Origin of the sequence: Streptomyces sp. HD (assembly GCF_028369295.1) — a bacterium.
Taxonomy (GTDB): domain Bacteria; phylum Actinomycetota; class Actinomycetes; order Streptomycetales; family Streptomycetaceae; genus Streptomyces.
In genome coordinates this window covers 112,376-130,602 of the sequence record NZ_JAQMYP010000013.1, presented here as the reverse complement: position 1 = coordinate 130,602, position 18,227 = coordinate 112,376, and the positions used below count along the sequence as shown (strand labels likewise).

General features: G+C 71.2%; 17 protein-coding genes, 1 other RNA gene and 3 pseudogenes. 8 read left to right on the top strand and 13 right to left on the bottom strand.

Translation table 11 applies throughout. The features are described 5' to 3' along the window. Window positions 1–48: 48 nt before the first annotated feature. Window positions 49–807 carry a hypothetical protein gene (locus tag POF73_RS15470; RefSeq protein WP_272115338.1) on the top strand — a complete coding sequence of 253 codons (759 nt, stop codon included), beginning with the start codon at window positions 49–51 and terminating at the stop codon, window positions 805–807. A gap of 74 nt (window positions 808–881) precedes the next feature. Here POF73_RS15470 and rnpB read toward each other — a convergent pair. The 3 genes and pseudogenes from rnpB to POF73_RS15455 form a co-directional block, all read right to left on the bottom strand. Continuing rightward, an RNA gene (gene rnpB / locus POF73_RS15465) (RNase P RNA component class A) lies at window positions 882–1,295 on the bottom strand. A gap of 115 nt (window positions 1,296–1,410) precedes the next feature. Continuing rightward, window positions 1,411–2,190, bottom strand: a pseudogene (locus POF73_RS46230) (DMT family transporter); the annotation flags it as partial. Next, window positions 2,187–3,035 (bottom strand): helix-turn-helix domain-containing protein, encoded by an 849-nt coding sequence (locus POF73_RS15455; RefSeq protein ID WP_272115336.1) that lies wholly within the window; start codon window positions 3,033–3,035, stop codon window positions 2,187–2,189. The gene POF73_RS15455 and the pseudogene POF73_RS46230, both read right to left, overlap by 4 nt. Before the next feature lie 150 nt (window positions 3,036–3,185). Here POF73_RS15455 and POF73_RS15450 point away from each other — a divergent pair. Together POF73_RS15450 and POF73_RS15445 are read left to right on the top strand one after the other, a co-directional pair. After that, a pseudogene (locus POF73_RS15450) lies at window positions 3,186–3,331 on the top strand (MerR family DNA-binding transcriptional regulator); the annotation flags it as partial. Then, complete coding sequence (locus POF73_RS15445) at window positions 3,322–3,570, top strand: hypothetical protein (RefSeq protein ID WP_272115335.1); 249 nt, start codon at window positions 3,322–3,324, stop codon at window positions 3,568–3,570. The pseudogene POF73_RS15450 and the gene POF73_RS15445, both read left to right, overlap by 10 nt. Here the strand turns inward: POF73_RS15445 and POF73_RS15440 are convergent. Continuing rightward, window positions 3,509–5,059, bottom strand: coding sequence for an RNB domain-containing ribonuclease (locus tag POF73_RS15440; protein ID WP_272115334.1), 1,551 nt, complete (start codon window positions 5,057–5,059; stop codon window positions 3,509–3,511). The genes POF73_RS15445 and POF73_RS15440 overlap by 62 nt on opposite strands. Before the next feature lie 73 nt (window positions 5,060–5,132). On the opposite strand from POF73_RS15440, the gene yaaA reads away from it, so the two are divergent. Both yaaA and eda read left to right on the top strand, forming a co-directional pair. Beyond that, a complete protein-coding gene (gene yaaA, locus POF73_RS15435) occupies window positions 5,133–5,915 on the top strand; it encodes a peroxide stress protein YaaA (protein WP_272115333.1) in 783 nt (260 codons plus the stop codon). A gap of 124 nt (window positions 5,916–6,039) precedes the next feature. Further along, window positions 6,040–6,663 (top strand): annotated as a pseudogene (gene eda, locus POF73_RS15430) (bifunctional 4-hydroxy-2-oxoglutarate aldolase/2-dehydro-3-deoxy-phosphogluconate aldolase); the annotation flags it as partial. Between the two features lie 141 nt (window positions 6,664–6,804). Here the strand turns inward: eda and POF73_RS15425 are convergent. Genes POF73_RS15425 through POF73_RS15415 form a run of 3 tightly spaced genes read right to left on the bottom strand, consistent with a single transcriptional unit; the run spans window position 6,805 to window position 9,798 of the window. Beyond that, window positions 6,805–8,133, bottom strand: a complete 1,329-nt coding sequence (locus POF73_RS15425; RefSeq protein WP_272115332.1) for a bifunctional RNase H/acid phosphatase — start codon at window positions 8,131–8,133, stop codon at window positions 6,805–6,807. Between the two features lie 58 nt (window positions 8,134–8,191). Continuing rightward, complete coding sequence (locus POF73_RS15420; RefSeq protein ID WP_334313605.1) at window positions 8,192–8,935, bottom strand: zinc ribbon domain-containing protein; 744 nt, start codon at window positions 8,933–8,935, stop codon at window positions 8,192–8,194. After that, window positions 8,932–9,798 (bottom strand): Nif3-like dinuclear metal center hexameric protein, encoded by an 867-nt coding sequence (locus POF73_RS15415; protein WP_272115330.1) that lies wholly within the window; start codon window positions 9,796–9,798, stop codon window positions 8,932–8,934. Before POF73_RS15415 ends, POF73_RS15420 begins: the two co-directional genes overlap by 4 nt. Before the next feature lie 277 nt (window positions 9,799–10,075). On the opposite strand from POF73_RS15415, the gene POF73_RS15410 reads away from it, so the two are divergent. Both POF73_RS15410 and POF73_RS15405 read left to right on the top strand, forming a co-directional pair. Further along, window positions 10,076–11,242 (top strand): hypothetical protein, encoded by a 1,167-nt coding sequence (locus tag POF73_RS15410; protein WP_272115329.1) that lies wholly within the window; start codon window positions 10,076–10,078, stop codon window positions 11,240–11,242. A gap of 96 nt (window positions 11,243–11,338) precedes the next feature. Continuing rightward, the gene (locus tag POF73_RS15405) at window positions 11,339–11,491 is read left to right on the top strand and encodes a hypothetical protein (protein WP_272115328.1); all 153 of its coding nucleotides are present in this window, start codon (window positions 11,339–11,341) and stop codon (window positions 11,489–11,491) included. A gap of 102 nt (window positions 11,492–11,593) precedes the next feature. Here POF73_RS15405 and POF73_RS15400 read toward each other — a convergent pair whose 3' ends face one another. From POF73_RS15400 to POF73_RS15390, 3 genes are read right to left on the bottom strand one after another with little or no spacing between them, the layout of a single operon-like run. Continuing rightward, window positions 11,594–12,556: a 3-oxoacyl-ACP reductase gene (locus POF73_RS15400; RefSeq protein WP_272115327.1), complete on the bottom strand. Its 963-nt coding sequence runs from the start codon at window positions 12,554–12,556 to the stop codon at window positions 11,594–11,596. A 25-nt stretch (window positions 12,557–12,581) separates the two neighbouring features. Further along, window positions 12,582–13,658: a Zn-dependent alcohol dehydrogenase gene (locus tag POF73_RS15395; protein WP_272115326.1), complete on the bottom strand. Its 1,077-nt coding sequence runs from the start codon at window positions 13,656–13,658 to the stop codon at window positions 12,582–12,584. Window positions 13,659–13,708: 50 nt separating this feature from the next. Continuing rightward, window positions 13,709–14,584, bottom strand: coding sequence for a MaoC/PaaZ C-terminal domain-containing protein (locus POF73_RS15390; protein ID WP_272115325.1), 876 nt, complete (start codon window positions 14,582–14,584; stop codon window positions 13,709–13,711). Window positions 14,585–14,963: 379 nt separating this feature from the next. On the opposite strand from POF73_RS15390, the gene POF73_RS15385 reads away from it, so the two are divergent. Then, window positions 14,964–15,596 (top strand): response regulator transcription factor, encoded by a 633-nt coding sequence (locus POF73_RS15385; RefSeq protein ID WP_272115403.1) that lies wholly within the window; start codon window positions 14,964–14,966, stop codon window positions 15,594–15,596. A gap of 4 nt (window positions 15,597–15,600) precedes the next feature. Here POF73_RS15385 and POF73_RS15380 read toward each other — a convergent pair whose 3' ends face one another. From POF73_RS15380 to POF73_RS15370, 3 genes are read right to left on the bottom strand one after another with little or no spacing between them, the layout of a single operon-like run. Continuing rightward, the gene (locus tag POF73_RS15380; RefSeq protein ID WP_272115324.1) at window positions 15,601–16,386 is read right to left on the bottom strand and encodes a hypothetical protein; all 786 of its coding nucleotides are present in this window, start codon (window positions 16,384–16,386) and stop codon (window positions 15,601–15,603) included. Then, on the bottom strand, window positions 16,383–17,204 hold the full coding sequence (locus POF73_RS15375) for an inositol monophosphatase family protein (protein WP_272115323.1): 822 nt from the start codon (window positions 17,202–17,204) through the stop codon (window positions 16,383–16,385). The genes POF73_RS15380 and POF73_RS15375 overlap by 4 nt, the downstream gene beginning before the upstream one ends. A 10-nt stretch (window positions 17,205–17,214) precedes the next feature. Next, window positions 17,215–18,222: an NAD-dependent epimerase/dehydratase family protein gene (locus POF73_RS15370; RefSeq protein WP_272115322.1), complete on the bottom strand. Its 1,008-nt coding sequence runs from the start codon at window positions 18,220–18,222 to the stop codon at window positions 17,215–17,217. Window positions 18,223–18,227 lie beyond the last annotated feature (5 nt).

Below are 18,227 nucleotides of genomic sequence, written 5' to 3'. Positions count from 1 at the left end.
CCGGCACCACCGGCACCACCGGCAAGGACATCACTCAGGAGCACGACGATGCCGAAGACAACCACCGCCCGCACCCCCGGCACCACCACCCGGCGCACGATGACGGCGGCGGCCCGCGCGGCGGCCAAGCGCGCGGAGCGCGGCCACCGCGAACCGGACCCGGCGCCCACGGCCGCCGGACGCACCGTACTCATCGACGCCCCGAAGAACGGCTGGACCGACCCGCCCGAGCCGTCGCCGGAGTCCTTCGAGTCCGAGGGGGCCGACCCGTCGGAGGAGCCTGGCACGTCCAGGCACCAAAGGCCGCTCACCGCAGTGCTCACCGCACTGCTCGCGGTCCTGCTCGCGGCGGGCCTGGTGGCGGCGGCCGTCCTGGGGTGGCAGTACCGGGACGGACACCTGACGGAGAGCGCCCGGGCCGAGGCGGTCGCGGCGGCTCGCCAGGCGGCACCGGCCGTCCTGTCGTACGACTACCGCCACCTGGACCGGGACTTCGCGAGGGCCCGCACCCATCTGACCGGGGACTTCCGCGACGAGTACGGGAAGACCACGAAGACCGTGGTCGGCCCGACCGCCGAGAAGTACCGCGGCGTGGTGAAGGCGACGGTCGCCGCCCCTGCCTCCGGCGGCTCCCCGGCCGCCTCCGTCGTCTCGGCCGCCCCGGACAAGGTCGTGATCCTCCTCTTCGTCAACCAGGTCACCGAGAGCACGCAGGTCTCGGGCTCGCGGCTGGACCTGAACCGGGTGCGGATGACGATGTCGCGGACGGACGACGGGTGGAAGGTGAGCGCGGTGGACGCACTCTGACAGGCCGCCGGGCGCTGAAGGACCGGCCCGCTCATCGCCTGGACCCGCTCATCGCCCGACAGGACGCGGAGCGGCAGACGAGTCGGGCTGTACGCCGGGTTCTGTTCCCAGGGTTCCTCGCGGAGCCCTGGGCGACGGCCATCCATCTAGGGTCGGCGTTGCCGCCGGCCTCGTGCGGTCTACCCGCGGACTCGGGCGGGCAGCCCTCGAACGTCCGCGCAGGGTCGCCCCTCTTGCGAGAAGGCGGCCCCTTCTTGACCTTGCTCCGGGTGGGGTTTACCTAGCTGCCCAGGTCGCCCTGGGCACTGGTGGTCTCTTACACCACCGTTTCACCCTTACCCAGCGCCGAAGCGCTGGGCGGTTTGCTTTCTGTGGCACTGTCCCGCGGGTCACCCCGGGTGGCCGTTAGCCATCACCCTGCCCTGTGGAGCCCGGACGTTCCTCGGGGAGGTCCACAAGGGCCTCCACGCGGCCGTCCGCCCGGCTCGTCTGCCGTGTCGACCATGTTACCGGGCGGGCATCCCTCTTCGGGCCACCGCTCGTCGCCAGCACCGATCCCGCGAGGATCAGGGCGAAGGCCGCCACGATGCCGGTGGTCAGCGGCTCGTCCAGGAACACCGCCCCCGCCGCCACCGCGACCGCCGGGTTGACGTAGGTGAAGACCGTCGCCCGCGTCGGACCCACCTCCTTGATCAGCTCCAGGAAGGCCACGAAGGCGACCGCCGTGCAGATCACGCCCAGGGCGGCCAGCGCCGTCAGGACCTCGGCCGAGGGGAGCGAGGACGGCCGGGTCAGGGCCGCCGCGGGCGCGTAGACCAGCGCGGCCAGCGCCAGGCACGGTGCCGTGAGCTGGAGGGACGGTACGTCCTTCAGCCGGCGCGCCGCGATCAAGGGGGCCGTGGCGTAGCCGAGCACCGTCAGCAGCACCTCGCCCAGCGAGCGGGCGTCGCCGCCGGTGAGGTGCGGGACGGTGAGGACCGCCACGCCGGCCAGGCCGAGGCCGAGGCCGGTCAGGCGCCGACCGCCCAGATGCTCGTCGCTGCCGAAGAAGCGGGCGAGCGCGATGCCGACGATCGGCACGCCCGCGATCAGCAGGCCTGCCGTGGAGCTGGAGAGGTGGCGTTCGGCGTCGGTCAGGGTCCACCAGGGGCCGATGATCTCTATGCAGGCGAAGGCGAGCATCGGGCGCCAGTGGCGTCGTACCGTCCGGGTCAGGCCGCCCTGCCGGATCGCGAAGGGGAGCAGGAGCGCGGCGGCCAGCGCGCATCGCGTGAACACCACCACCGACGGGGAGACCGCCCCCACCGCCACCTTGATCAGCAGATACGGGATGCCCCAGACCACGCCCATCAGGGCGAACAGAAACCAGCCACGTGCAGTCATGCGGCCGAGTGTCGGCCGGGCCCGCGTCCGCTGTCTTGAACGCTGTTGCGGTACGCCGCCGGGGTCACGCCGAGTACGCGGCGGAACCAGCGGGTGAGGTGCGCCTGGTCCGCGAAGCCGACCAGCCCCGCGACCTCCGCCGGGCGCAGGCCCGACTCCAGCAGACCGCGCGCCCGGTTCACCCGGTACTGGGCGAGCCACGCGTAGGGCGGCACCCCCATCGTCGTACGGAAGGCGCGCAGGAGCTGGTAGCGGGAGAGGCCGAGGTCCGTGGCCAGGGCGGCGAGGGAGGGCGGGGCCGTGAGCTCGTCGGCGAGGCGGTCGCGTACGGCGTGCGCGATGCCGGAAGCGCCGGGGACCGTGTCGCTCGCCGCGCGGGCCGTGGAGTGGCGGCGGGCCAGGGCGGTCAGCAGCCAGGGGATGCGGGACTCGGCCTCCAAGGGGTCGGGGCAGGCGGCGAGTTCGGTGTGCGTGAGGCGTAGGGCGGTGGCCAGTTCGGGGTCGTCGAGGAGGGGGTCGTGGAAGTGCGGGACGGCGGTGCCGAGGGTGCCGTCGGTCAGCAGTGGCGTCCCGGCGTACAGGGCCCGGTAGGCGTAGCCCTCGGTGGCCGCCGGGCGGCCCGTGTGCATCTCTCCCGGTGCCAGTACGACGATGGAGCCCGGGCCGGGACGGATCCGGCCGCCGCGGTAGTCGATGACCTCGCTGCCGCCGACGCAGACGCCGATCGTGAACTCGTCATGGGCGTGCGGGGCGTACACATGCCGGTCGAAACGTGCGGTCAGCAGATCGAGCGGGGGCCCGCCCCGGCCGAGCCGCGCCCTGGTCCACCGCGCCTGTTCACCCACATCGCACCCCCTGTCTCGTATCCGGGCAACACCTGATCCGGGTAACACCTGATCCGGGTAACACCTGGCGGTCCGGGTTCCATTTCGCCGGAGGCGTTCGCTTGCCCCTGCCGCAACGTCAACGTCAACCTCAACGTCTCTACTGATCCCATGCGGATCGGGGAACTCGCCGCCGCCGTCGGCGTCACCAGGCGCACCGTGCGGCACTACCACCACCAGGGCTGCTGCCCGAGCCCGAGCGGCGGTCGAACGGATACCGGGACTACCCGGGACCACACGCTGCGGCATGCCGTCGTGCACCCATGAGCGGGCCAACGGCGAGCTCGACGTCGCCATCGGGGCGCAGACCACCGTGACGCTCGAACTCACCGAGCACGTACGCCACTTCACCTCCCTCGGCCGCCGTCGGGACATACGCCCCGTCCGCCGCCACGCCGACGACGCCGACCGCCTCCTGAGGGAGATCAAGGCGATCAGGCAGGCGCGAAGCGCACCTTCGCCGCTCCCGGACCCGCTTGCGGATCTGCCTGGGTGAGACGGGCCCGCAGCCGCTCCCCCAGCGGCAGCCGGTCCCCGCGCCCGGCCTCGATCCGGCCGATGATCGCCGGGGACTCCAACTGCACGGTCCCGACGCCGGGTCGGCGCTCCTCGACCTCCACCACCCAGCCGTCGAACACCTCCCCCACCCGGTCCCCGAGCAGCGCCGCCTCCACGATGTCGACGCACTCACGCTCGACCGTGCCCGCGCGCCGCGTGCCCTCGGCCATCCGGGCGGGCAGCGTGTCGAGGGCGGCCGACACCCAGTCGGGGACCGTCCGACCGGCAGCGGCCGCGAGGCAGATCTCGGACGCGTACCGGTCGGCGAGGCGGCGCAGGGGTGCCGTGCAGTGGGCGTAGGGGGCGGCGACGGCGGAGTGGGTGGTGATGTCGGGCAGCGCCCCGTCCCTGAAGACCGTGTAGCCGGCGCCGCGCAGCAGCGTCGTGCACTCCTGGAGGAACGCCGCGTGGTGCGGGCGGTGCGGGTCGAGGGAGCGGACGAGCTCGGCGTACGAGACGTGGTGCGGCCACTCGATGTGCAGGGCGTGTGCGGTACGGCGCAGTCGGCCGACCGCGCCGTCGGGGGCGGCGGGGAGGGTGCGCAGGATGCCGGTGCCGTGGGCCAGCATCAGGTCGGCGGCGGCCATTCCGGTCAGCAGGGAGAGCTGGGCGTTCCAGCCGTCGGCGGGCAGGGGTGCGCGGTAGGCGAGTTCGTAGGTGTGGTCACGGTCGCGCTCGACGATCTCCTGCTCGGGGACGCGCAGCGAGATCCCGCCCCGCTCCACCTCCAGCCGCTCCCGCAGCTCCCCGACCTCCTTCAGCAGCGACAGCGGTTCCTCGGCGGTCCCTGCGTCGATCCGCTGCTGCACCCCCGCGTAGTCCAGCTTGGCCCGGCTGCGGACGAGGGCGCGGCGGACGTCGACGGCGAGGGTACGGCCGTCCCCGTCGAGGTCGATCGTCCACAGCACGGCCAGCCGGTCCTGGTCCGGGAGCAGGCTCGCCGCGCCCTCGCTCAGCAGCTCGGGGTGGAGCGGGACCCGCTCGTCGGGGAAGTAGAGGGTGGTCACCCGCCGGTGCGCCTCCCGGTCGAGCGCGCCCGACGATACGACGAAGGCGGCGACGTCCGCGATGGCGTACCGGACGCGGTATCCGGCGCCCTGCCGGGACAGGTGAATCGCCTGGTCGAGGTCGGTGGAGGCGGGAGGGTCGACCGTGAAGAAGGGGATGTCGGTGGCGTCGTAGGAGCCGGAGGCGCCGTGGGAGCCGGAGGCGCCGTGGGAGCCGGAGGCGCCGTGGGAGTCGGAGGCGTCGTGGGAGTCGGAGGCCACATAGGGAGGGAGGACGGGAGCCTTCGCGGCCCGCTCGGCCTCGGCGAGCACCTCGGGCGGGAAGCCTCCCGAGACGCCGAGTTCGTTACGCAGCGCGGTGAGGGCGGCCCGGAGGGGGGCCTCGGGGGCGCCGGTCACGCGGATGTGGCGGCGGGGCATACGACGAGCGTAGGGCCGGGGTGTTCCGGTGGCACGCCGTACGCTGTGGCGGAGTTCGATCTAAGGAGTACGTGTGCTTGTCCTGCTGCCGCCTTCCGAAGGCAAGGCCTCGTCCGGTCGGGGTGCGCCGCTGAAGCTGGAGTCGCTGTCCTCGCCGGGGCTGAGCGAGGCCCGGGAGGCCGTGCTGACTGAACTGGTCGAGCTGTGCACGGGCGACGAGGACAAGGCACGCGACGTACTCGGGCTGAGCGAGGGGCTGCGGGGCGAGGTCGCCAAGAACGCCGAGCTGCGGACGGCGGGGGCGCGGCCCGCCGGGGAGATCTACACCGGGGTGCTGTACGACGCCCTCGACCTGGCGTCGCTGGACACGGCGGCGAAGCGGCGGGCGGCCCGGTCGCTGCTCGTCTTCTCCGGGCTGTGGGGTGCCGTCAGGGTCACCGACAAGATCCCCTCCTACCGCTGCTCGATGGGCGTGAAGCTCCCCGGCCTCGGCGCGCTCGGCACGCACTGGCGGGCGCCGATGGCGGACGTGCTGCCGGAGGCGGCCGGGGATGGGCTGGTGCTGGATCTGCGGTCGTCGGCGTACACGGCGGCGTGGAAGCCGAAGGGCGAGGTGGCCGGGCGGACGGCGTCGGTACGGGTGCTGCACGCGCCGACCCGGAAGGTCGTCAGCCACTTCAACAAGGCGACGAAGGGGCGAATCGTGCGGAGCCTGCTGGCGGAGGGCGCCGCGCCGAAAAACCCGGCCGAGCTGGTGGAGGCGCTGCGGGACCTCGGGTACGAGGTGGAGGTCGAGGCGCCCGTGAAGGGCGGGAAGGCCTGGACGCTGGATGTGCTGGTGACGGAGATCCACTGAGCCCGGTCCTGCACCGACCGCATCCTGCCGCGACTGCCGCATCCCGCCGCATCCCGTCGCATCGGGATTGCAACATGCGCAACGACCTTTGCGCAGTGTGCTCACCCTGGGCAGGATGAGGCCCATGACGTCAGTCCTGGATCTCGCGCCCGTCGTCCCCGTCGTGGTGGTCGACGACCCCTCCGACGCCGTACCGCTGGCCCGGGCGCTGGTCGAGGGCGGGCTGCCCGCGATCGAGGTGACGTTGCGGACGCCGGCCGCGCCGGCGGCGATCCGGGCGATCGCGGAGGCCGTGCCGGGCGCGGTGGTCGGGGCCGGCACGGTGATCACGCCGGAGCAGGTGACGGACGCGGTCACGGCGGGGGCGCGCTTTCTGGTGAGCCCCGGCTGGACGGACGTACTGCTGGCGGCGATGCGCGCGTCCGGGGTGCCGTATCTGCCGGGGGTGTCGACCACGTCCGAGGTGGTGGCGCTGCTGGAGCGCGGGGTGCGGGAGATGAAGTTCTTCCCGGCGGAGGCGGCGGGCGGCACGGCGTACCTGAAGTCGCTGTACGGCCCGCTCCCGCAGGCCCGTTTCTGCCCGACGGGCGGGATCGGCCCGGCGTCGGCCCCCGACTACCTCGCCCTCCCCAACGTCGGCTGCGTGGGCGGCAGTTGGATGCTTCCGGCGGACGCGGTGGCGGCGCGGGACTGGGGGCGCATCGAGGCGCTGGCGCGGGAGGCGGCCGGGCTCAAGGGCTCAGGAACGCAGGGGTCGGGAACACAGGGCTCAGGCGCGCGGGGGTCAGGCGCGCGGGGGTCAGGCGCGCGGGGGTCAGGCGCGCGGGACTCAGGAACGCAGGGGTCAGGAACGCAGGGGTCAGGAACGCAGGGGTCAGGCGCGCGGGGGTCAGGCGCGCAGGTGTGAGGTGTCGTTGACGAGGCGGACGCTGGCGTTGCCGTCGGCGTAGTACGCGATCGCCGAGAGGGAGGCCGCCGAGAGTTCCATGCGGAACAGGGACTCGGGCGGGGCGCCCAGGGCGAGGCGTACGAACGTCTTGATCGGGGTGACGTGCGTGACGAGGAGGACCGTACGGCCGGCGTACGCCGCGACCAGCTTGTCGCGGGTGGCGGCGATACGGGTCGCCGTCGCGGCGAAGCTCTCGCCGTCGCCGGTGGGGCGGGCCTCGGGGTCGGCGAGCCAGGCGGTGAGGTCGTCGGGGTGGCGTTCGCGGACCTCGCCGAAGGTGAGGCCCTCCCAGGCGCCGAAATCGGTCTCGCGCAGGCCGTCGTCGATGCTCACGTCGAGTCCGAGGTGGGCGGCGACGATACCGGCGGTCTCCCGGGTGCGGGTCAGCGGCGACGCCACGACGGCCTGGATGGTACCGCGCCGGGCGAGCGCGGCCCCGGCCCGCTCGGCCTGCTCCCGGCCGACGTCGGAGAGGGACGGATCGCTGCCGCCGCTTCCCGAGAAGCGCTTCTGCGGCGTGAGCGGCGTCTCCCCGTGCCGCAACAGCACGAAGGTGGCCGGCGCCCCCATGTCGGCGGGGCCCCAGCCGGTCCCCACCGTGGCCACGCTCCGCGCGGCCCTGACATCGGCCTCGGCCTTCGCGGCTGCGCCACCAGAAGGAGCGGAGGCGGCGGAGGGATCGCCGGCCGCACGCCCCTCCGCCAGCGCCGCCCGCGCTCGCGCCGCACCCGCGGCAGCGTCTCCCGGCGGGCCCGACGGCTCATGCTCGGCCGCAGCCCGCGCGGCCTTCGCAGAGCGAGCGGCCTGTGCGTCAGCCGCCTGAAGCTCCGCCGTGGAAGCCGACGCCGACCACTGTTCCCCCCGCTTCCCGGCATCCATCGCCTCGTTGGCCAGCCGGTCCGCGTGCTTGTTCTGCTCCCGGGGGATCCACTCGTACGTCACCTGAGGAGCCGGAAAGACCCGCGCCGCCTCGAAGGCCAGCGGCTTCATGTCGGGGTGCTTGATCTTCCAGCGGCCCGACATCTGCTCGATGACCAGCTTGGAGTCCATACGGACATGGACGGTGGCCGCGGGGTCGAGTTCGTGCGCGGCGCGCAGGCCCGCCACCAGGCCCCGGTACTCGGCGACGTTGTTCGTGGCGACGCCGATGTACTCGGCCGCCTCGGCCAGCGTCTGCCCCGTGGTCGCGTCGATGACGACCGCACCGTAGCCCGCGGGCCCCGGGTTGCCCCGTGACCCGCCGTCGGCCTCGACGATGAACTCCCGCACGACCAGCGCCCCTTACCGAAAACCCGCTACCGCAGCCGTTACCTCAGCCGCTACCCGCCTACAGCCCCGACTCCGCCGTACGCACCAGAATCCGGCGGCAGTTCTCACAGCGCACCACCGTGTCCGGCGCCGCCTGGCGGATCTCGCTGAGCTCGGTGATGGCGAGCTCCTGGCGGCAGCCCTGGCAGGTGCGCTGGTACAGCTTGGCCGCGCCGATGCCGCCCTGCTGCTGGCGCAGCTTGTCGTAGAGCTTGAGGAGGTCGGCCGGGACGGCGGCCGCGATGACCTCGCGCTCCTTCGTCACCGTCGCCACCTCGCCGTCGATCTCCTCGAACGCGGCGTCCCGGCGGCCGATCGCGTCGTCGATCTTCGACTGCACGGAGCCGACCCGCTCGGTCAGCTCCGTGACCCGCTCCTGCGCGGACTCACGGCGCTCCATGACCTCCAGGACGATGTCCTCCAGGTCGCCCTGGCGCTTGGCGAGGGATGCGATCTCGTGCTGGAGGTTCTCCAGGTCCTTCGGCGAGGTGATGGCGCCGGAGTCCAGGCGCTGCTGGTCGCGGGCGGCGCGCTGGCGCACCTGGTCCACGTCCTGCTCGGCCTTGGTCTGGTCGCGGGCAGTGTCGCTCTCCTCGGTCTGCGCGGCCACGAGCAGGTCGCGCAGCTGCGTGTGGTCCTTGGTGAGCGACTCGATCTCGGCGTGCTCGGGCAGGGACTTCCGCTTGTGCGCAAGCTGCTGCAGGCGGACGTCCAGGGCCTGGACGTCGAGGAGTCGGATCTGGTCGGCCGGCGCGGCGTTCAGTTGGGGGCTCCAGTAGTACTAGTGGGCGGGTTGGACGCCGCGTGGGCGGTCCAGGGGTCGGTGACCGTCTTGGAGACATGGACCCGCAGGTCCCAGCCATGGCGGTCGGAGATCTCGTCGAGCTGGGCGGCGGCCAGCTCGCACCAGGGCCATTCGGTGGCCCAGTGCGCCGCGTCGAGCAGCGCGAGATGTCTGGGGGCCACAGCCGCCGTGAATTCTGCGGCCGGGTGGTGGCGCAGGTCCGCGGTGAGGAAGGCGTCGACGCCGGCGGCGCGCACCTGGTCGAAGAGGCTGTCGCCGGAGCCGCCGCTGACCGCGATCGTACGGACCGTCGCCTCGGGGTCGCCGGCCACGCGGATGCCCTGCGCGGTGGCGGGCAGCCGCTCGGCGGCGCGGGCGGCGAGTTCACGGACGGTCAGCGGGTGGTCGAGCTCGCAGACACGGCCGAGGCCCCGGCGGCCGTCCGGGTCGGCCGGGTCGGGCACCAGCGGTCGTACGACACGCAGGTCCAGCGCACCGGCCAGCGCGTCGCTGACTCCCGGGTCGGCGGTGTCGGCGTTGGTGTGCGCCACGTGCAGCGCGATGTCGTTCTTGATCAGCGTGTGGACGACCCGGCCCTTGAAGGTGGAGGCGGCGACCGTCGTCGTACCGCGCAGGTAGAGCGGGTGGTGGGTGACCAGCAGGTCGGCGCCCAGCTTCACCGCCTCGTCCACGATCTCCTGGACCGGGTCGACGGCGAACAGGACCCGGGAGACCTCCTGGTCGGGGTCGCCCACGACGGTGCCGACCGCGTCCCAGGACTCGGCCCGCTCGGCGGGCCACAGGTTCTCCAGCGCGGCGATGACTTCAGACAGACGGGGCACGAAGGCAAGGCTACCTGGCCCTTCTTTGCGCCTAAACCGGCGCCGCTCTCGCGGACGTGGCTGCTCGCCGTCGTGGCTCCTCAATTATTGGTTGCGGTGATCTTCGCGAGAGTTACGTCGCCGTCCGCCGACCCGGCTCGCGCGCCCGCCCCAGCACAGACACCCCTATTTCCTCAGGCGAATCGTTCCTCGGCCACCCCTTTGTGTGAAGGGAAACGTCGCCGATCCCACGTCTGTGCGTGCGAAAACTAGCTTCGTAACCGGAGGTGACCGGACCATGACGGCCTGTGCGATCGAGCCCGCGGCGGAGCACGAGGACGGCGACGCGTCTCGACCGGAATGCACCATCACGGTGGACGGCTCCTACGCCGCCCGCCTCGCGCCGGCCGGCGACTGCTGGTTCCCGGAGCGCTGGACCCTGGACGGCCCCGAGCCCTACGCCGTGCCGCTCCCCGCCCACCAGCCGGAGGAGCCCGGCACCGAGGTGCAGCCCATGGGCGACGGGCGGGTCCTCATCCGCCGCCGCACCGACGGACGGCACATCTTCTCGCTGCTCTACCCGACCGGACCCGGCACCGGTGAGCTGCTGCTGGGTGCGGTCCAGTGCCCGGAAGAGGGGACCCGGCTGCGGATGCTGCCCCCGACGCCGGGCGGCGACGAGGCGTACGCCCTCGCGGTGGGTCGGCGCTCCAGCGTGGTGTGGCAGGTGGCGGGGGGTGCCTTCGGGCCCGAGCAGGTCGCGGAGGTTCCCGGTCGCTGCTCGGGTGGGGTGTGGCTGGACCGGGGCGGGCGGATGCTGGCCCTCGACCGGGAGTCGGGGGGCCGTACGAAGGCCGTCGTGGTCGATCTGGCACGGGGCGGCGAGGTGTCGCCGTTGCTGCAGATCGCGGACGCCAGCGACGACCGCGTACTGCTGGCCGACCCGGACAGCGGGCTGCTGCTGATCCGCTCGGACGCGCCGTCGCCCGGGCAGGAACGGTTGGGCTGGGGGGTGCTGGGCAGCACGCTGCCGGTGCGTTTCCCGGAGTGTCTGCGGATGCCGGAGTGCGCGGTGACGCCGTTCGCGATCCAGCCGGGGCAGGTGCTGACGCCGGAGAGCTGCGGGGTCGCGCTGCGCATCGACGGGCCGGTGGGGAGCTGGGTCGGTGTGTGGCGGCCCGCCGAACGGCAGGTGCGTCATCTCGCGGCGCCCGAGGGGTGGTTGACGGGGGCGGGGTTGTGGACTCGGGACGGGGTGCTTCAACTGCCCTATGCCACGCGGGAGGTACGGTGTGGGGTTGCTCGGGTGGAGGCGCCCTCGGCGGAGGCCGAACAGGTGCCGGAACCGGATGCGAGACCTGAATCGTCGGCAGGCGAGCCGGCGGAAACGGAGCCTCCGGATCCCGTCGTGTCCCGCCCTGTGCCGTTGCAGCAAGCCCCGTTGGGGAATCTTGTAACGAAGTAGTGCCGGTTGGCGTGGCCGCCTGGATTCGGCCGGTAGGGCGCCGGTTAAACTCGCCCGGCTGTTTGAAAGATCATGTCGACGGGGTGAGCTTTACCGATGAGCAACGCCAGCACGACCCAGCCGTCGTCCGACGTCCAGGAGGCCGCCGGCCACGGCAGGCACCGGGGCCCGGTCTCGGCCCACGACAGCGAGACGGCCCCTCGCGGCCGTCACCGCAAGCAGGTCGAGGAGTCCGAGAAGGCAGCCTGACGCCGCGCGCGAGCAACGGTATGCGGCCCTGTTCCTCCTGGAGGAGCAGGGCCGTTCCCGTGTCCGGCGGATTCGCCGTCGCGCCGTCTGGCCGTCCGCCGTCTAATCGTCCCGATGCCCTCCGGTCCAGCCTCGTTTCAGGCCGAGCACCTCGGCCGCCCCGAAGGTCTCCCCCGACGGCCGCTCCGCGTAGTGCGCGGTGAGCAGCGCGTCGAGCTCGTCGTAGGTGAAGGCATCCTGCTTGCTGTCGAACTGGGCGGCGACCCGCGGCCGTTCGACGACGGCGACCATGCCGCCGTGGACGACGAGCAGTTGGCCGTTGATCCGGGCGGCGGCCGGGGAGGCCAGGTAGCCGACCAGTGGGGCGACATGCTCGGGGGCGAGCGGGTCGAGGCTGTCCGGTGGCTGTTCGAGGCCGGCGAAGACGTCCTCGGTCATCCGGGTGCGGGCGCGCGGGCAGATGACGTTGGCGGTCACGCCGTATTTGGCGAGGGCGAGGGCGGTGGAGGTGGTGAGCCCGACGATTCCGCCCTTGGCCGCCGCGTAGTTGGGCTGTCCGGCGGAACCGGCGAGGAACGCCTCGGAGGAGGTGTTCACGATCCGCCCGTACACCGGTCCCCCCGCTGCCTTGGACCGCTCCCGCCAGTGCGCGGCGGCGAAGCGGGTGGTGTTGAAGTGGCCCTTGAGGTGAACCCGGATCACCGAGTCCCACTCCTCCTCCGTCATGGAGAAGACCATGCGGTCGCGCAGGATGCCCGCGTTGTTGACCAGGATGTCCAGCTTGCCGTACTCGCCGATAGCCAACTCGACCAGTGCGGCGGCCTGTTGGTGGTCGGCGACGTCCCCGGTGTGGGCGAGTGCCCGGCCGCCCGCGGCGCGGATCTCGGCGGCGACCTGTTCGGCGGGGCCGGTGGAGGCCTCGCCGGAGCCGTCCCGGCCGGGCTGTCCGTAGTCGTTGACGACGACGGCCGCGCCGAGCCGGCCGAGCTCCAGTGCCTCGGCCCGGCCCAGACCGCGTCCGGCGCCGGTGACGATCGCGGACAGGCCTTCGAGTGGCAGTGACATCAACGCCCCTTCGCAGCGGGTGGGTTCAGATCTCGATGCACGTACGCAGCGCGGTGCCCGTGCGCATCTGGTCCAGGGCCTCGTTGATCTCGCTCAGCGGCACCCGGTGGGTGATCAGGCCGGCCAGGTCGATGCGGCCCGCGCGCCAGAGGGCGATCGTCCGCTCGTAGGAGCGCAGGACGTCGCCGCCGCCGTACATGGACGGCAGGATCCGCTTCTCGTCGAAGAACAGCTCGAACATGTTGAGCTGGAGGAAGTCGTCCATGGCGCCCGCGCCCACGATGACGAGGGTGCCGCCGCGGCGGGTGTTCTCGTACGCCGTGCGGGCGGTGGCCGACCTGCCGACGACCTCGAAGACATAGTCGAAGCCCTCGCCCGCGGTGACCTGCTGTTTGGCGTCGGGCAGTTCGTCCGGCGAGACGGCTTTGGTGGCCCCGAACCTGAGCGCGGACTCGCGGCGCGAGGCGACCGGGTCGACGGCGACTATCTCGGCGGCGCCCTTGAGCCGGGCACCCTGGATCGCGGAGATGCCCACGCCCCCGCAGCCGATGACGGCGACCGACGAACCGGCCTCCAGATCGGCGGTGTTGAGGGCGGCGCCGAGTCCGGTCGTCACCCCGCAGCCGATGAGGGCGGCGATGTCGAAGGGGACGTCGTCGGGGATGGGCACCGCGCAGCCGGCGTCGACGACGACCTCCTCGGCGAAGGTGCCGGTGCCGGCGAAGCCGAAGACATCACCGCCGGGGCGCTTGAAGTTCGGGGTGCCGGCGTTCATGAACCCGGCCAGGCACAGTTCGGTCTGGCCGCGCTTGCAGGCGGGGCAGGCACCGCAGGCGGGGAGCCAGCAGACGACGACCCGGTCGCCGGGCTTCAGGTTCCGTACGCCTTCCCCGACTTCGAGGATCTCGCCCGCGCCCTCGTGACCGGGCACGAACGGCGCCGGCTGCGGGAGCACCCCCGCCATCGCGGACAGGTCCGAGTGGCACAGCCCGGTCGCCCGCACCCGGACCCTCACCCGGCCGGGACCGAAGCCCACCGCCTCGACGTCGTCGAGCATTTCGAGCTTGTCCTGGCCGGTCTCGTGCAGTACGGCTGCGCGCATGGTGCGGACTCCCCTCATACGACGTGCTGGCCTGATACGGCGTGCTGGACTCAGGTGTGTTCGACGACGGTGTCGGCGAGGACGGGCGCGTCCTCCCGCTCGACCGCGCTCACGGCGACCCGCACCGTGCCCTCGCCGGGCCACATGCGGATGCGCAGGGTCTCCCCCGGGTACACGACCCCGGCGAACCGGGTGACGTACGAGCGCACCCGGGTCACGTCCCCGCCGAGCAGCGTGTCGACGACCGCCTTGAGCGTGATGCCGTAGGTGCACAGGCCGTGCAGGATGGGCCGTTCGAATCCGGCGACCTTGGCGAACTCCGGGTCGGCGTGCAGGGGGTTCCAGTCGCCGGAGAGGCGGTAGAGGAGGGCCTGGTCCTCGCGGACGGGCCGCTCGACGGTGCGGGCGGGCTCGCCGACCGGCGGTTCGAGACGGGCCGAGGGGCCTCGGTCGCCGCCCCAGCCGCCTTCTCCGCGGACGAAGATCTGGGCGTCGTTGGTCCACAACGGGCCCTCGTCGTCGGCGACTTCGGTACGCAGCACGAGGACGGCCGCCTTGCCCTTGTCGTACACGGCGGCGAGCCGGTTGACCGCGGTGGCCGTGCCCGTCGCCGGGATGGGCCGGTGGATCACCAGGCTCTGGCCGCCGTGCAGGACGCGGGCGAGGTCGACCTCGATGCCGGGCATGGACAGCCCGCTGATCACTCCGGGCGAGCCGGCCCCCGCGACGGTGGCGAAGCTCGGCAGGACGTGCAGCCGGGACTCCAGGGTGTAGCGCAGTTCGTCGGGGTCGGTGGCCGGGCTGCCCTTGTCGGGATTCGCGCCGGCGCCGATGCCGAGGTGGTAGAGCTGGACGTCCCTGGAGTCCCAGGAGATCTCACCGCTGCGTGGCTCGGCGGCGAGGGCCTTGGCTGCGTCGATGGGCATACGGCTCCTGACGGTGACGGAGTACGGGGCGCGGTACGGGCGGCGGAGTGGAGTACGGGGTGGGGGCGAGGTACCTGGCAGTGGCGGACGCAAGACCCCGGTACGGCCGTCCGCACCGTCGGCCGCACCGAGGTCGTCACGGGCCGTTCTAGAACGCGTTCCAGTCCGGCGCCCTCTGTATAGCCGAGGGCACCACACTTGTGAAGCCTCCTGACGCCGCATCAGATCGGTTCGCTGGATCGGGGCGGCGGCTTCCGCGCGAGCGCCGTCGCGCCGACGTGATCGCGACGGGGGCGCGGCTCGAAAACCGGTTCCCGCCGGGGCCGCGCCACCTGGCTCTCGCCAGGCCGGTTCCCCATACGCTGGCCCCGTGAACGAAATGCCGCGGGACCACCGGCCCGCGAAGTCCATCAGGGTTCTGCTCGCCGGGGACCAGGGCATGACGCACGGGGCGCTTGCCTTACTGCTCGGGATGGAGCCGGACATCTCGGTCGTGGCACAGGTGCCGGCCGGGGACGCGATCGTGGACGCCGCCCTCACGCACCGCCCCGACGTCGCCCTCCTCGACATCGAACTCCCGGGCATGAGCGGCCTCGACGCCGCGGCCGAGCTGCGCGACCAGGCGCCCGACTGCCGGGTACTGCTCCTGACCACCCACGCCCGCCCCGGCCACCTCCACCGTGCCATGGACGCGGGCGCCGCCGGTTTCCTGGTGAAGGACGCCCCCGTGGAGGAGCTGGCGGCCTCGATCCGCCGGGTCCTGACCGGCGAGACGGTGATCGACCCGGCCTTCGCCGCGACGGCCCGCAACGCCACCCCCAATCCACTGAGCCCCCAGGAGTGCGACGTCCTCAAGGCGGCGGCCGACGGCACGGCACCGGTCGACATCGCCACCCGTCTGAACCTCCCCGAGCCAACGGTCCACGCCTGCCTCACCTCCGCCACCGCCAAGACCGGGGCCGGCAACCACATGGAGGCCCTGCGGGAGGCCCGGCGGCAGGGTTGGCTGTGAACGCTCACCCGCGCAGACGCAACTCCGCCATGTACATGGGCTGTATCTCTATGCACTCACCTCGGGAGAACCGGGCGGACACCACACAGACAAAGGCGAACCGGCTTCCGATGCGCCGGCTCCCCACCATGGTCGAAAGCCGCCGCAGCGAGATCTTGATCAGGTCACCGAAGAGGTATTCAGCCGCCACATAGGTGCCGTAGGTGGTGAATCCTGCGCACAGTATGCGCCGATGATATCTGCCGCCCTGTCCGCGGTGATATGTGGCGATGACGAGGCCGCAGTCCCTGCCCGGATAACCGTTCACGATGCCCGGTGTGAATGATTCGACGGAGAACGGCTGACCGTTCTGCAGATCTATCCGCAGCGTGTCGTCGATGTCGTCGAAGACGAAGTCGGCCATCTCATGGTGAAGTGCCAGATCCTCCAGCATCGCGCGCGCAGCCTCGTTCTTGGCCGGCCCTCCGAGGATGACCAGGTCTCGATCGAGCCGGTTCCGAATGAAGCCGCTGAGATGGATGAAGACGTCCTTGCGGGGATAGAGCGAGGCCAGGACCCCGGCACAACTCGCCACCGCCCGCACCTGACCGTACCCCGTGAGAGGACGGCTGGCGGGAGCACCGTGAATGGCCTCGGTCACCGCCGACGTGGTCAGGACGAGGTCGATCGGAGACGCGCGGGTGAACTGCAGAATGTGCCGGCCTCTGCCGAATCGCTGCACCCAGTACCACACCGCGGCAATGACGGGCAGCACTCCTATGACGGACATGATGGTGCTGAAAACGATCATTCGCGGCCTGCCGCATGCGTCCTGGAAAGACCCACGGCGGCCGCAATCTCATCGAGGATCTCCGGTGTCCGGGCGACGATGAGATCGTACTCCAGCGGCATCTGGTCGGCTCCGTAGGAAGTACTGGGAATGGCACACACCGAGCATCCGGCCTCCTCGGCGACCAGGGAAGCAGCTGCGAAGTCCCAGTACATCAGCCCGTATTCAAAGAATGCGGACCACGATCCGCCGGCCACCCGGCAGATATCGATCGAGGCCGCCCCGGTCTGACGGGTGATCCACCCACCCGAATACAGCTCGAAGAGCGCATCCGACATACGCCGGGCCACCGCCGAACCGTTCTTGGGGACGCCGAAGGAGACAATCTTCTGACTCTCCCTCACCCGCTGCCACTCGTCGCCCTGCACAGCGAGGACCCTGTCGTTGCGGAAGGCTCCCCGGCGCTGGACCGCTTTGTAGAGGACGCCCGTCCTGGGAAGATAGACGGCGCCTGCCAGTGACTTGAGGTTCGCCGCATCGACCAGTGAAACCGAAATGGCGAAGTCATCGGTGCCGGCAACGGCGTTGAGGGTGCCGTCGATCGGGTCTACGATCCAGCAGTGACCGGAGCGCCCGAAATAGTCCTCGGGGCGCTCCTCCGACATGATCGGAACATCCGCGATTGATGTGAGAGCTCTACGGAGGAGCTCATCGGTCCGCTGGTCCAGGTCGGTCTGCACGTTGGGGCCGGCACGGGTGACTTTCACCGGTTCCAGTGCGGCACTCCGGAAGCGGTGCAACGCCCTGCCAAGTTCAGCGTCGATCCATGACAGATCCATGTGGCACCACTCATTCAGACTCGGCGAAGATTACGGCAGACCCAGCAGGATCTGAATCCAGCTCCTGGAGAAGCTGCTCGTTTACCCATTTGTACGTCAGTCGAATTCCGTGTTCCAGCGAAGTGGTCGCCCGCCAGCCTAACTCGCCAAGAGCACGCTCCGTGTCAGGAACTCGCGAATGAACACCGGATGGCGCGGTCACGTCGAAGGAAAGGTCTATCTGAATTCCCGCGACGGATCCCACGAGGAGTGCGAGATCCTCGACGGAAACCAACTCCAGACTGGCGAGGTTTACCGGCGCGTCATATTCCGAGCGAGCCAGGGACAGCAGGCCCGAGACGCAGTCGTCGATGTAGAGGAAGCTCCTGGTCTGAGTTCCGTCCCCATTGACGCAGATGCCGGTGCGCCCCTGTAAGGAGGCGAGCGCGACCTTGCGGCAGAGCGCGGCAGGAGCCTTCTCCCTGCCGTCGTTCCATGCCCCGTACGGGCCATAGACGTTGAACAGACGCGCCACCCTGATGTTCGGGATCAGCCCGGCCGCATAGCTGCACAGGTGCTCCGAGAAGAGCTTCTCCCACCCGTATCCGCCTTCCGGATCCACGGGCTGCACACGACTCTCCACCAGCGGTTCCGCGTCCGGGCCCTGAAGGGATCTGGGGTAGATACAGGCCGAGGACGCGAAGACGAACGTCGACACATGCGCATAGGTCGCCGCACGCAACAAATTGACGGTCATCGCGGCCGAGGACGCGCAGCTGAAATCGTGTCGGCTTATGTAGTCTATGCCGCCCATGTCGGAAGCGAGATGGAAGACCATGTCCACATCCCGCATCAGAAGGCGGCACAACTCCGGATCGCGGAGATCACCGATGCGATTGTCGGCGTCCCATGACTGCCACCACTTTTCCTGTCGCTTGATGTCGACGCACCTGACCTCATGCCCAAGATCCAGGAGCGCTTTCGTCAAATAACCCCCGATGAAACCACCGGCGCCGGTGACAAGAACGCGACTGACCACTGGCT

Bases quoted from the DNA above. Each gene is read 5' to 3' on its own strand.
- POF73_RS15470 (WP_272115338.1), top strand. From the start codon at position 49: ATGCCGAAGACAACCACCGCCCGCACCCCCGGCACCACCACCCGGCGC.
- POF73_RS15445 (WP_272115335.1), top strand. From the start codon at position 3,322: ATGCCGTCGTGCACCCATGAGCGGGCCAACGGCGAGCTCGACGTCGCC.
- POF73_RS15440 (WP_272115334.1), bottom strand. From the start codon at position 5,059: ATGCCCCGCCGCCACATCCGCGTGACCGGCGCCCCCGAGGCCCCCCTC.
- POF73_RS15410 (WP_272115329.1), top strand. From the start codon at position 10,076: ATGACGGCCTGTGCGATCGAGCCCGCGGCGGAGCACGAGGACGGCGAC.
- POF73_RS15405 (WP_272115328.1), top strand. From the start codon at position 11,339: ATGAGCAACGCCAGCACGACCCAGCCGTCGTCCGACGTCCAGGAGGCC.
- POF73_RS15400 (WP_272115327.1), bottom strand. From the start codon at position 12,556: ATGTCACTGCCACTCGAAGGCCTGTCCGCGATCGTCACCGGCGCCGGA.
- POF73_RS15395 (WP_272115326.1), bottom strand. From the start codon at position 13,658: ATGCGCGCAGCCGTACTGCACGAGACCGGCCAGGACAAGCTCGAAATG.
- POF73_RS15390 (WP_272115325.1), bottom strand. From the start codon at position 14,584: ATGCCCATCGACGCAGCCAAGGCCCTCGCCGCCGAGCCACGCAGCGGT.
- POF73_RS15385 (WP_272115403.1), top strand. From the start codon at position 14,964: ATGCCGCGGGACCACCGGCCCGCGAAGTCCATCAGGGTTCTGCTCGCC.
- POF73_RS15380 (WP_272115324.1), bottom strand. From the start codon at position 16,386: ATGATCGTTTTCAGCACCATCATGTCCGTCATAGGAGTGCTGCCCGTC.
- POF73_RS15375 (WP_272115323.1), bottom strand. From the start codon at position 17,204: ATGGATCTGTCATGGATCGACGCTGAACTTGGCAGGGCGTTGCACCGC.